A 13,003-nucleotide genomic window follows, 5' to 3' on the forward strand; every position below is an offset into this window, starting at 1 on the left:
CATTGGAGCAACCATTACAACATATCATTATTAAAGACTTCGTTACTGAAAGTCAGGTGGTAAATGCCGAAATAAATTTAAGCTATCAAGTTTTTGGTAAGCCTATTGGCGAGGCACCTATAGTTTTGGTAAACCATGCCCTAACAGGAAACAGCCATGTGGCTGGAAAAGGTGGCTGGTGGAGTGATTTAATTGGAGATGATAAAGTTATCGACACTAAATTATACACCGTTTTAGCCTTTAATATTCCAGGTAATGGTTTTGATGGTTTTGTGATTGATAATTACAAAGATTTTGTAGCTAGAGATATTGCAAAGTTATTTTTAACAGGATTGGAGCGCTTAAAAACAGGAAAGTTGTTTGCTGTTATTGGTGGGTCGCTAGGTGGCGGAATTTCTTGGGAAATGGCTGTTATTAAGCCCGATTTAACCGAGCATTTGGTTGTTGTGGCTACCGATTGGAAATCGACCGACTGGCTTATTGCCAACTGTCAAATACAGGAGCAGTTTCTGTTAAATTCGAAACATCCTGTACACGATGCTAGAATGCATGCCATGTTGTGTTACCGCACACCAGAATCGTTTAAAGAGCGTTTTCACCGTTCGAAAAATGACGATTTAGAGATTTTTAATGTAGAAAGTTGGTTGCTGCATCACGGCGAAAAACTGCAAGAACGTTTTCAGTTGTCGGCTTATAAATTAATGAATCAGTTGCTAAAAACCATTGATGTAACTAAAGGAAGAACCGATAATTTCAACGTGTTGGATAATATTCAAGCCAACATTCATATTATTGGTGTGGATTCCGATTTATTTTTTACTGCTGAAGAAAATAGAGAAACACAAAAACAATTGGCCTTAACACATCCTAATGTGACTTATAACGAGATAAATTCGGTACACGGTCACGATGCGTTTTTAATGGAATACGACCAATTGGAAAAAATTATAGAAGGCATTTTTGTGCCAAATTCTAAAAGAAAAAGAATGAAAATATTAAAATTTGGAGGGAAGTCTTTAGCTAACGGAAAAGGGTTAAATACCGTGCTTTCCATCATTGAAAATAAAGTTAAAAGTGGCGATCGTATTAGTGTTGTAGTATCAGCAAGAGGTAAAGCAACCGACGAATTGGAGGCTATTTTAAATAAAGCTGTAAAAGGCGAGTCTTATACGGCGGCTTTAGATGCTTTTAAGGCTTACCAAAGTGAACCTTCTAAAAGCGTGGATTTTTCTGAAGCGTTTTCAACCTTAGACAAGCTTTTTGAAGGTGTTAGTCTGTTGGGCGATTTCTCCAAAAAAACAAAAGATAATATTTTGGCCCAAGGCGAATTATTATCGGTTAAATTAATTAGCACAATTTTAAACGAACGCGGAATTAATGCGAACGCAACAGATTCTCGCGAATTAATTAAAACCGATGAAGCCTTTGGAAATGCGCAACCTTTAGCGAAGCTATCAAAGGAAAATACTCAAGCTTATTTTAAAAAGCATAAAGATGCGGTGAACATCATTACAGGTTTTATTGCCTCGAATTTAAAAAATGAAACCACAACTTTAGGTAGAAATGGGAGTAATTATACAGCCGCTTTAATCGCTAATTTTCTTGATGCCGAAGAGCTTCAAAACTATACCCATGTTAACGGGATTTATACGGCAGATCCAGATTTAGTAGCCGATGCTCAAAAAATTAGAGAATTGTCTTTTAGTGAAGCCAACGAATTAGCAAATTTTGGGACTTCGGTTTTACATGCTAAAACCATTATTCCTTTAGTTGAAAAAAACATCAGTCTTCGTATTTTAAATACATTCAACGCCGATGATGAAGGTACGCTAATTACAGCACGACCAAGTACTAAAGAAGTAACTTCCTTATCGGTTTTAGATAATGTGGCGCTTTTAAATTTTGAAGGTCGAGGTTTACTAGGGAAAATTGGTGTAGATGCAAGAATATTTAAGGCTTTAAGTAATTATGGTATTAGTGTAAGCATTGTATCTCAAGGCTCGTCGGAGCGCGGTATTGGCTTAATTATTAACGCCGACCAAGCCACGCAAGCTGTTATTGCTTTAGAGCGTGAGTTTGAAAGTGATTTCTATTCGCAAGACGTTAATAAAATTGATGTGGTTGATGATGTGTCTGTCATTTCAATTGTTGGTATTGAATTGAGTTCTTTCCATAAACCATTTAATGCGCTTATAAAAAACCAAATCACCCCGTTGTTATTTAACAATACGGTTACGGGGAAAAACGTGAGTTTGGTGGTTAAAAAAGACCAGTTACATAAAGCGGTTAATGTAATTCATGGAGAGGTTTTCGGTATTTCAAAAAAGATAAACATCGTTGTTTTTGGTCATGGTGGTGTAGGCGGAGCCTTAATCAATCAGATTTTAAAATCTAAAGACGATATTGAAAAACGCAAAGGCATCAACTTAAATATGTTTGCTATTGCCAATTCTAAAAAGTTACTTTTAAATAAAAATGGGGTTGATGCAAACTGGGAAGAAGCTATAAAAACAACCATGACTTCAAGTTCTATTGAAGATATTATTGCTTTTGCAAAAGCACATCATTTAGAAAATTTAATCGCTGTTGATAATACAGCAAGTCCTAAGTTTTACGAAAATTATGTGCCACTTATTGAAGCCGGTTTCGATTTGGTGTCTTCAAATAAAGTCGCCAATACCGTATCGCACGATTTTTATAAAGCATTACGCGTAAAGTTAAAAGAAAACAATAAGCAATATTTATATGAAACTACGGTTGGTGCAGGTTTACCGTTAATTGATACGATTAAATTACTGCATGAATCGGGCGAGAACATTACCAGAATTCGCGGTGTGTTTTCTGGAACATTAAGTTATTTATTCAATAATTTTTCTGTTGAAGACAAACCGTTTAGCGAAATTATTCAGGAAACAATTGATAAAGGCTTTACAGAACCAGATCCGCGTGAAGATTTTTCAGGAAATGATGTGGCTAGAAAATTACTGATTTTAGCCAGAGAATTAGATTTACAAAATGAATTTGAAGATGTATCAGTTCAGAATTTAATTCCAGAGGCTTATCAAAACATTACTGTGGATGAATTTTTAGCGCAGTTAGATGTTTTAGACGACCAATATCAGGAAATTAAAAATAATCAGAAACCAGATCATGTATTGCGTTATGTAGGTGATTTGTCTGGCGATTTATCGCAAGATAAAGGCAAGTTAGAAGTAAAATTAGTGTCTATTCCTGAGGATAGTACTTTGGGCCACGTTAAAGGATCGGATGCTATTTTTGAAATTTTCACTGAAAGTTATGGGGAACAGCCTATCGTTATTCAAGGCGCAGGTGCAGGCGCCGAAGTAACTGCAAGAGGTGTGTTTGGTGATATTTTAAGGTTATCTAAGCACATAAATTAAAAGATTTTTTCATTCTCGCGAAGGCGGGAATCTATAAAGGTCTTGTTAGAAACCTAGAAGTTCAACGAGTAAAAAAAACAGTAAGATTGGCTTAAAAACCAACTTGGCAGATAAGTGCATTAGGGATTGAAGCGGCATCCTTTTTTTGCTGCCGCCAATGGCAAAAAAAGATATAGAAGAAAGCCCGACCTATATCCTGAACTAAATTCAGGTTATAGGGAATGCCAAAATAAGAATGATTAAAAAGAATAAAAGTGAGCAATAAGAAATTTGAAACATTAGCAATTAGAACACAGGTAGAAACGTCTCAGTTTTCGGAACATTCGGTGCCGTTGTATTTAACATCGGGCTTCGTTTTTGATGATGCCGAGGAAATGAGAGCCTCGTTTGCCGAAGAAAAACAACGCGATTTATACAGCCGTTACAGCAACCCAAACGTTAATGAGTTTGTAGATAAAGTGTGTTTAATGGAGGGTGCAGAAGCTGGTTTTGCCTTTGCAAGTGGTATGGCTGCGGTGTTTTCAACATTTGCCACACTTCTAGATGCGGGCGATCATGTAATATCTTGTAGTTCGGTTTTTGGAGCGACACATGGTTTGTTTACTAAATATTTTCCGAAGTGGAATATTGAGTGTTCATATTTTAATGTGAATGAAGTCGATAAGATTGAGAGCTTAATTCAGCCAAACACCAAATTTATTTATGCTGAAACACCTACTAATCCGGGGGTTGATGTTTTAGATTTAGATTTACTAAGCGCGATATGTAAAAAACACAATTTACTTTTAGTGATTGATAACTGTTTTGCGACGCCTTATTTGCAAAATCCAATAAAACATGGCGCCGATTTAGTAATTCATTCAGCCACAAAATTAATGGACGGCCAGGGGCGTGTACTTGGTGGTGTTACGGTTGGGAAAAAGGAGTTGATTCGTGAAATTTATTTGTTTTCAAGACTTACAGGACCTGCTATGAGCGCATTTAACGCTTGGGTGTTATCAAAATCTTTAGAAACTTTAGCGGTTAGAACCGATAGACATTGTGAGAGCGCTTTTAAATTAGCGACTTATTTGGAGGCGCACCCTAAAGTGAAATGGGTTAAGTATCCTTTCTTGAAATCGCATCCGCAATACGAGGTGGCTAAAAAACAGATGAAATTGGGCGGAAATATTATCGCTTTTGAAGTTGAAGGCGGTATTGAAGGTGGAAGAGCCTTTTTTGATGCCATAAAAATGTGTTCGTTATCGGCTAATTTAGGGGATACAAGAACCATTGTAACACATCCTGCAAGTACCACACACGCCAAAGTAGAGCCAGAAGTTAAGGCTGCTGCTGGGATTACAGATGGAATGGTGCGAATTTCGGTAGGTTTAGAGCATGTAGATGATATTATTGCCGATTTAGAACAAGCCTTAGCTTAGTAATTTAACAAAAGACTTTAATTGGTTAACCAATTATTCCGTAATTTTGCGGCGCTTTTATTCTAACTATAAAAGCGCTTTATTATGAAGAAAAAATCTTTTATACTAGTAGTATTTGTTTTGTTTTTTGGATTGTTTAGTTGCAGTTCAAACGAAGATATTCATGAGGATAATCAGGATGAAAAACCTGTAGTTCCAGACGAGGAAGAAGATGAAGTTCCAGATGTTGATGATGAGCCAGACGATGCGATTTTTCCTGATTTTGATTTATCTACTTGGAATTTAAGTATCCCAGAAGATAAAGGTGATGGCACTGCACTTACCATTACGGTTGCAGAGTTAAACAATAATTATCAAAACAGTAAATATTTTTATCCGAGTACCGATGGCGGGATGGTTTTTAAATGTCCTATTGATGGCGCTAAAACATCATTAAACACTTCATATACACGTGTTGAATTTCGTGAAATGTTAAGAGGAACAAACACGAGTATAAAAACCCAAGGGGTTAATAAAAACAATTGGGTTTTTGGTACAGCACCCGAAGCAGATAAAAAAGCTGCCTTTGGTTACGATGGCGAAATGCGTGCTACCTTAGCTGTAAATCATGTAACTACTACAGGAGATAATGGTCAAGTAGGGCGTGTAATTGTAGGGCAGATTCATGCTAATGATGATGAGCCTGTTCGTATTTATTATAGAAAATTACCAAATAACACATTGGGTTCTATCTATTTTGCTCACGAACCTACCGATGGCAATGGTAGCGAACAGTGGCACGAAATGATTGGGTCTAGAAGTAATAGTGCATCAAACCCGTCTAATGGGATTGCGCTTAACGAAAAGTTTAGCTACATCATTCATGTTGAAGGCGATGCTTTAACGGTAACCATTTCTAGAGAAGGGAAAGCCGATGTGGTTAAAACGGTAAATATGCAAAGTAGCGGATTTAACGTTAGCGGCCAATACATGTATTTTAAAGCTGGCGTATACAATCAAAATAATTCTGGTAATGCAGATGATTATGTACAAGCTACTTTTTATGCTTTAGAAAAATCGCATACTACTTATTAGTTCAAAATTCTATTATAGGTTTGGTATTTTATTCATAAATAATGACCTGTTTATAATTTATTAAAACATCATGAGGATATTTTCCATGATGTTTTTTTATTTATAAGATGTTTAAAATATCTATCTTAGCACCATGCTATCTAAGAAAACCAAATACGGATTAAAGGCCCTTACGTTTATTGCGAGAAGCGAGGGTGATACGCCTTTACAGGTTGGCGAAATCGCTAAAAGTGAGCAAATTCCGCAGAAATTTTTAGAAAGTATTCTATTAACACTTAGAAAATCTGGCATTTTAGGCTCGAAAAAAGGCAAACACGGTGGTTATTATTTAAGACAAGATCCTTCGGAAATTAAAATGACCGAGGTAATGCGTGTTTTGGAAGGGCCAATTGCTATGGTACCTTGTGTGAGTTTAAACTACTACGAAAAGTGCGACGATTGTGTTGATGAAAACTTATGCAGTGTGAATAAATTGATGCTTCAGGTTCGTGATAGTACACTTAATGTCTTCAGAAATACCACTTTAGCAGATTTGTCGCATACCGATTTATAAGAATTTCTTAAAATAAATCCAGATTTAATCGTTTTTTTCAACTTTCATCTTCAAAATAATTCAATATCCTAAAAAATTAGAGATTATTCTTTTTTATGTTATAAAATGTATTACTTTTGTAATCCCTACTAAATTGATAGGATTAATATAATACAACGACAAATGATTGCGCAAATGTTAGTAAAAGATAAAGAAAAGTCTACATACAAAGAAGACAGTGCAAGTGAAAAACCAATTAGAAGCATAGTAAAATCGCTTAGTTGGAGAACTATTGGAACTTTAGACACGATTTTAATTTCGTGGTTAGTAACAGGAGAGTTAACTTTGGCTTTTTCGATAGGTTCTATCGAATTAGTTACAAAAATGGTGTTGTACTTTTTCCACGAGAGAGTTTGGAATTCTATTAAGTGGGGAAAATAAATAGAGATTAATATGTTTACAGAAAATCAAATACAAGAATTAAACGAAGCTTATAAAGATGCTGCGCCTAGCGACATCATTAAAAAAGCCTTCGAACTTAATAATGAAGCGGTAGTTACTACAAATTTCAGACCTTACGAAGCTGCTATTTTACACGCTGTAAATGCAGTGCAGTCTGAAATTCCTGTAGTTTGGTGCGATACTGGTTATAATACGCCACAAACCTATAAGCATGCCGAGCAAGTTATTAAAGATTTGGCTTTAAATGTATTTTTATACGTGCCAAAACAAACGGCGGCACATCGCGATGTGGTTATGGGTATTCCAAGTGTTGATGCTCCAGAACACGCTTTGTTTACAGAGCAAGTAAAACTTGAGCCTTTTACAAGAGCCATGGCAGAGCACAAGCCAAAAGTATGGTTTACAAACTTGCGTCAAGGACAAACCGCATTTAGAAATAGCATTGGCATTTTTAGTTTAAGCAAAGATGGCGTTTTAAAAGTGAGTCCGTTTTACTTTTGGTCTGATGAAAAATTAGACGGCTATTTAAAAGAAAACAACTTGCCAAACGAATTTAAGTATTTCGATCCAACAAAAGCATTAGAAAATAGAGAGTGTGGTTTACACGCTTAATTTAGTTTACAGTTGCGGTTAACAGTAAGCAGTCACAGTTAACAGTTACAGTGACGATATTAAAAACAATAACAAATAACAAACTCTTAACCCGCCCGAGTAAGAGTTCCCCCTTCGGGGGTTAGGGGGCTTTTTATTATGAAGAAAGATACATCAAATATCAATTCACTAGAAAACGAAGCGATATACATTATGAGAGAGGTAGCTGCACAGTTTGAAAAGCCTGTGTTGTTATTTTCTGGAGGAAAAGATTCAATTACTTTGGTAAGATTAGCTGTAAAAGCATTTTATCCTGCAAAAGTACCTTTTCCATTAATGCATATCGATACAGGGCATAACTTTCCAGAAACCATCGAATTTAGAGATCGTTTATGTGAAGAATTAGGCTTAGAATTGATAGTAAGAAATGTTCAAGATTCTATTGATGAAGGTAAAGTAAAAGAAGAATCTGGTCGTTATGCGAGTAGAAACATGTTGCAAACAACCACACTTCTTGATGCTATTGAAGAATTTAAATTTGATGCTTGTATAGGTGGTGCGCGTCGTGATGAAGAAAAAGCACGTGCTAAAGAACGTATTTTTTCTGTTCGTGATGATTTCGGACAATGGGATGAAAAGAACCAACGTCCTGAATTATTCGATATGTTAAATGGTGATATCGAGCATGGTCAAAATGTTCGTGTATTCCCAATTTCAAACTGGACAGAGTTAGATGTTTGGTCGTATATCGAAAAGGAAAACATTGAAATTCCTTCAATCTATTTCGCTCACAAACGTAAAGTATTCTTAAGAGACGGTATGATTTGGTCTGCTGAAGATGAAGTGGTTTACAGAGATGACCATGAAGAAGTGATTGAAGAAATGGTACGTTTTAGAACTGTGGGTGATATGAGTTGTACAGCCGCTGTTTTATCAGAAGCATCAACCATTACCAAAGTTGTTGAGGAAATTAGAGATTCAACAATTTCAGAACGTGGTGCTCGTATCGATGATAAAAGATCGGAAGCAGCCATGGAGAAACGTAAACAACAGGGGTATTTTTAGAAATTTGCCTTTGCAAATTTCGCTCTAAGCTTTTGGCAATTGGCCTTTAGCAAAATTAAAAAGAATTTATAATAGGTTATGGTAGCTAGCCAAAAGCTAAAAACCAATAACCAACAGCCAAAATAAAATGGAAGTATTAAAAATTGCAACAGCAGGAAGTGTAGATGATGGGAAAAGTACCTTAATCGGACGTATTCTTTACGATACAAAATCATTAACAACAGATAAGTTAGAAGCTATTGAAAAAACAAGTAAACAACGTGGATACGATTACTTAGATTTTTCATTAGCTACAGATGGTTTAGTTGCAGAAAGAGAGCAAGGTATTACCATTGATGTAGCTCATATTTATTTTTCAACTAAAAAGAAAAGTTATATCATCGCCGATACACCGGGTCACGTAGAATATACACGTAACATGGTAACTGGTGCTTCAACATCGCAAGCGTCTATCATCTTAATCGATGCTAGAAAAGGGGTGATCGAGCAAACAAACCGTCACTTTTTTATCAATAACTTATTACGTATTAAAGACGTGGTAGTAGCGATAAACAAGATGGATTTAGTTGATTATTCGGAAGAAACTTATAATAAAATTAAAGCAGATTTTTCAGAATTAATGAGCAAGCGTGATTATCAAGATCAAAAAATCACGTTCATTCCTGTAAGTGCTTTAAAAGGAGATAATGTTGTAAACAAAACCGATAAAATGCCTTGGTATAAAGGAGAGGCTTTATTGGAGCATTTAGAGCAATTAGATAAAAAAGATATTTACAACGTTGGTACGCCGCGTTTCCCAGTGCAGTATGTAATCCGTCCTAAAACTGAAGATTTTCACGATTTTAGAGGCTATGCTGGAAAAGTTTACGGAGGGAATTTAAGCGTTGGAGATGATATTGTGGTACTTCCATCACAAACGAAATCGAAGATTAAAGATATTTATTTCTACGATGAAAAGTACGAAACAGCTTCAAGACGTTCTTCGGTAACCATTACTTTAGAGAACGATATTAATGTAAGTCGTGGCGATATGATTGTAAAAGCAGACGATCTTCCAGTTATCGACAAGCAATTTACAGCTAACGTATGTTGGATGGATGCGACTAACTTAACAGCTGGAGGTAAGTATATTGTGCAACACGGTGTTAATAAAGTATTGGCTAAAGTAGATAAGATTAACCATAAAATTCACCCAGATTATTCAGGGATTGAAGAAGGTGCAACCTCTTTAGGCGTAAACGATATTGCATCGGTAAGCTTTAAATTAAACAAACCAATTTTTTACGATCAGTTTAAAAACCACCGTACTAATGGGTCTTTCATTTTAATCGACCCACAGACTAATAATACGGTAGGCGCTGGATTTATCCAGTAAAGAAAAGCTTCCTAGCTCCCGAAAGGGAATTAGCTAGGTAGGTAAAACCAAACAGACCAAACAACTTATAAAGTTTAAATATTTTATAAGTATTGAAAAATAAAACCATTAACAATATTCTTACTCTGCCCGAGTAAGAATCCCTCCCTAAGCCTGCATTGAGCGCAGTCGAAATGGGGAGGTTAGGAGGGGCTATTGTATGCAAACATTTAGATCAGAAATAGAGAACCCAATTGTAGAGAAGGATATCATTGAATTAGCTAGAAAAATCGAGCTTTTCAACAATGGTAAAATTGATGAGGAAAAATTTAGAAGTCTTCGTTTGGCTCGTGGTGTTTACGGTCAGCGTCAAGAAGGCGTACAAATGATTCGTATTAAGATTCCTTACGGAAAACTTAAAAGTAATCAGTTACGTAGAATTTCTGAGGTTTCTGATGAATATTCTCGTGGTCGTTTACACATCACAACCCGTCAAGATATTCAAATTCACTATGTGGATTTAAATAGAACTCCTGAGCTTTGGGCAGAATTAGAAAAAGATGAAGTTACGGTTCGTGAAGCTTGTGGTAACGTGGTAAGAAACGTAACAGCTTCAGAAACGGCTGGAATCGATGTTAACGAACCTTTCGATGTATCGCCTTACGCTGATGCTATTTTTAAATTCTTTTTACGTAACCCAATCTGTCAAGAAATGGGACGTAAATTTAAAGTGTCTTTCTCGTCTACAGACGAAGATACTGGGCTGTCTTACTTACACGATATCGGGTATATCGCTAAAGTGAAAGATGGTGTTCGCGGATTTAAAGTTATGGTAGCTGGTGGACTTGGGTCACAACCACGTCATGCCGATGTATTGTATGATTTTGTTGAAACCGATAAAATCATTCCAATCATGGAAGGAGTTTTAAGAGTTTTCGATCGTTTTGGTGAGCGTAAAAGTCGTGCTAAAGCCCGTATGAAATTCTTAGTGAAAGATATCGGTTTAGAGGCTTTCAGAGCATTGATTGATGAAGAACAAAAAGCGATTGAGTTTAAATCGGTAGCTATTGATGCTGATGCTTATGTACCTTCAAAACCAGTTTCGGTTGAAGCGCCTCAAGTTGACATAAAAGACCAAGCGGCATTCGATTTATGGAAATCTACAAACTTAATTCCGCAAAAACAGGAAGGGTATGTAGCGATTGGTATTAAAGTGTTATTAGGTGATTTTTATACCGATAAAGCACGTTTATTAGCTGATTTAATTGATAAGTACGCTGCTGGTGAAGTACGTTTAACATTACGTCAAAACATCGTTATTCCTTTTGTTAAGGAAGATTTAGTACCGTTTTTCTACACCGAATTAGAAAAATTAGGATTCGTAGAAGCGGGATATAATAAAGCGGTAGATATTACAGCTTGTCCTGGAACAGATACTTGTAATTTAGGAATTGCGAGTAGTACAGGAATTGCCGATGAATTAGAACGCGTTATCAAAGCAGAATACCCACAATATCTTAAAAACGATGATGTTGTTATCAAGATTAGTGGTTGTATGAATGCTTGTGGTCAACACAATATGGCCAATATTGGTTTCCAAGGGATGTCGGTTCGTACGCCAGATAAATTAGTTGCCCCTGCTTTACAAGTGTTACTTGGTGGTGGTAATTTAGGAGATGGTAATGCTACTTTTGCAGATAAAGTGGTGAAAGTACCAAGTAAAAGAGGTCCTGAAGCTTTAAGAAGAATCTTAAACGATTTTGAAGCCAATGCTAACGGTAAGAAGTTTGTTGAGTATTACAAGGAAACTGGAGATCGTTATTTCTACGATTTATTAAATGATTTACAAGATGTGTCTAATTTAACTCCAGAAGATTTTATCGATTGGGGAACACAAGAAGAATACGTTAAGGAAATTGGAGTTGGAGAATGTGCCGGTGTAGTTATCGATTTAATTGCGACTTTATTCTTAGAAAGTGAAGAAAAAATTGATAATGCTAAAGAATCATTCGATAATAAGGTGTATTCAGGTGCTATTTATTACGCTTATCAATCGCTAGTTAATTCCGCGAAAGCGTTATTATTAGCCGATAATGCGAAAACAAATACACATGCAGGAATCATTAAAGATTTTGATGAATTGTTTGTAGCTAGCGGAAAAATTAATTTAGGTGTTTCTTTCTCTGATTTGATATATCAAATCAATAAATTTGCACCCACTGAAGAATTTGCAACGAAATACATTGAGAATGCAAATGAGTTTTTACAAAAAGTAAGAGCGTTCAGAAATTCAGAAACGGTTGCTGTATAATTATATAGCAGGATAAAAAATAAGAATGAGTTTAAAAACCCCAAAATTAACAGTTGTAGGCGCAGGTCCAGGCGATGAAGATTTAATTACCCTTAAAGCTATTAAGGCGATTGAATCGGCAGACGTGATTTTATACGATGCGCTTATAAACGAGTCTTTACTTAAGTACGCGTCGGAAGGAATAGAGTGTATTTTTGTAGGGAAACGTAAGGGGTGTTATGCGTTTCAGCAAGAGCAAATTAACGATTTAATTGTTGCTAAAGCTAAAGAAAAAGGACATGTAGTACGCTTAAAAGGTGGTGATCCATTCATTTTTGGTCGCGGTGCCGAAGAGATTGATTATGTGAGACAATTTGGTCTAGAAACCTTTGTGGTTCCTGGAATATCATCATCAATTGCTGCGCCAGCCTATCAAGGAATTCCACTAACAAAACGTGGGGCTTCCGAAAGTTTTTGGGTGATTACAGGCACCACTAAAAAGCATCAAATTTCTAGCGATGTCGCACTTGCAGCGAAATCGTCGGCAACGGTAGTGATTTTAATGGGAATGAGTAAGTTGGATGATATTGTAAAAATATTTTCAGCAGAAAATAAACAAGATGTTGCCATCGCCATCATTCAAAACGGGACAAGACCCGATGAAAATGTGGGCATTGGAACCATTGGAACCATTCAAAAAATAGTAGCAGAAAAGCAATTAACCTCGCCTGCCATTATTGTTATTGGCGATGTGGTTAAAGAACGGGTTCAATTATCTTCTGTCGTAGCAGAAGTCAATCAAAATCTGTAATT

At 36.1% G+C, this 13,003-nt stretch carries 10 protein-coding genes; all 10 read left to right on the forward strand.

What is annotated here, in order from left to right:
- Window positions 1-2 precede the first annotated feature (2 nt).
- The 10 genes from thrA to cobA all read left to right on the forward strand — a co-directional run bounded on the left by thrA (window position 3) and on the right by cobA (window position 13,001).
- The gene (gene thrA / locus H6X70_RS05895; protein ID WP_194766743.1) at window positions 3-3,401 is read left to right on the forward strand and encodes a bifunctional aspartate kinase/homoserine dehydrogenase I; all 3,399 of its coding nucleotides are present in this window, start codon (window positions 3-5) and stop codon (window positions 3,399-3,401) included.
- A 254-nt stretch (window positions 3,402-3,655) separates the two neighbouring features.
- Window positions 3,656-4,822 carry a trans-sulfuration enzyme family protein gene (locus H6X70_RS05900; RefSeq protein WP_410529826.1) on the forward strand — a complete coding sequence of 389 codons (1,167 nt, stop codon included), beginning with the start codon at window positions 3,656-3,658 and terminating at the stop codon, window positions 4,820-4,822.
- Window positions 4,823-4,906: 84 nt separating this feature from the next.
- Window positions 4,907-5,896: a polysaccharide lyase family 7 protein gene (locus tag H6X70_RS05905; protein ID WP_194766744.1), complete on the forward strand. Its 990-nt coding sequence runs from the start codon at window positions 4,907-4,909 to the stop codon at window positions 5,894-5,896.
- A 133-nt stretch (window positions 5,897-6,029) separates the two neighbouring features.
- Window positions 6,030-6,449 carry an RrF2 family transcriptional regulator gene (locus H6X70_RS05910; RefSeq protein ID WP_194766745.1) on the forward strand — a complete coding sequence of 140 codons (420 nt, stop codon included), beginning with the start codon at window positions 6,030-6,032 and terminating at the stop codon, window positions 6,447-6,449.
- 162 nt (window positions 6,450-6,611) lie between these two features.
- Window positions 6,612-6,869 (forward strand): DUF2061 domain-containing protein, encoded by a 258-nt coding sequence (locus H6X70_RS05915; protein WP_194766746.1) that lies wholly within the window; start codon window positions 6,612-6,614, stop codon window positions 6,867-6,869.
- Between the two features lie 12 nt (window positions 6,870-6,881).
- Window positions 6,882-7,502, forward strand: coding sequence for a phosphoadenosine phosphosulfate reductase family protein (locus tag H6X70_RS05920; protein WP_194766747.1), 621 nt, complete (start codon window positions 6,882-6,884; stop codon window positions 7,500-7,502).
- Between the two features lie 138 nt (window positions 7,503-7,640).
- Window positions 7,641-8,546 carry a sulfate adenylyltransferase subunit CysD gene (gene cysD / locus H6X70_RS05925; RefSeq protein WP_194766748.1) on the forward strand — a complete coding sequence of 302 codons (906 nt, stop codon included), beginning with the start codon at window positions 7,641-7,643 and terminating at the stop codon, window positions 8,544-8,546.
- A 127-nt stretch (window positions 8,547-8,673) separates the two neighbouring features.
- On the forward strand, window positions 8,674-9,921 hold the full coding sequence (locus tag H6X70_RS05930; RefSeq protein ID WP_194766749.1) for a sulfate adenylyltransferase subunit 1: 1,248 nt from the start codon (window positions 8,674-8,676) through the stop codon (window positions 9,919-9,921).
- A gap of 199 nt (window positions 9,922-10,120) precedes the next feature.
- Complete coding sequence (locus H6X70_RS05935) at window positions 10,121-12,211, forward strand: HEPN domain-containing protein (protein WP_194766750.1); 2,091 nt, start codon at window positions 10,121-10,123, stop codon at window positions 12,209-12,211.
- A 25-nt stretch (window positions 12,212-12,236) separates the two neighbouring features.
- On the forward strand, window positions 12,237-13,001 hold the full coding sequence (cobA, locus tag H6X70_RS05940) for a uroporphyrinogen-III C-methyltransferase (protein WP_194766751.1): 765 nt from the start codon (window positions 12,237-12,239) through the stop codon (window positions 12,999-13,001).
- The last annotated feature ends 2 nt before the right edge of the window (window positions 13,002-13,003 follow it).

The sequence above is a fragment of the Tamlana sp. I1 genome, from assembly GCF_015355625.1.
GTDB lineage: Bacteria > Bacteroidota > Bacteroidia > Flavobacteriales > Flavobacteriaceae > Pseudotamlana.

Excerpts from the sequence above, each read along its gene's own strand:
- H6X70_RS05905 (WP_194766744.1), top strand. The coding sequence starts at position 4,907 with ATGAAGAAAAAATCTTTTATACTAGTAGTATTTGTTTTGTTTTTTGGA.
- H6X70_RS05910 (WP_194766745.1), top strand. The coding sequence starts at position 6,030 with ATGCTATCTAAGAAAACCAAATACGGATTAAAGGCCCTTACGTTTATT.
- H6X70_RS05915 (WP_194766746.1), top strand. The coding sequence starts at position 6,612 with ATGATTGCGCAAATGTTAGTAAAAGATAAAGAAAAGTCTACATACAAA.
- H6X70_RS05920 (WP_194766747.1), top strand. The coding sequence starts at position 6,882 with ATGTTTACAGAAAATCAAATACAAGAATTAAACGAAGCTTATAAAGAT.
- cysD (WP_194766748.1), top strand. The coding sequence starts at position 7,641 with ATGAAGAAAGATACATCAAATATCAATTCACTAGAAAACGAAGCGATA.
- H6X70_RS05930 (WP_194766749.1), top strand. The coding sequence starts at position 8,674 with ATGGAAGTATTAAAAATTGCAACAGCAGGAAGTGTAGATGATGGGAAA.
- H6X70_RS05935 (WP_194766750.1), top strand. The coding sequence starts at position 10,121 with ATGCAAACATTTAGATCAGAAATAGAGAACCCAATTGTAGAGAAGGAT.
- cobA (WP_194766751.1), top strand. The coding sequence starts at position 12,237 with ATGAGTTTAAAAACCCCAAAATTAACAGTTGTAGGCGCAGGTCCAGGC.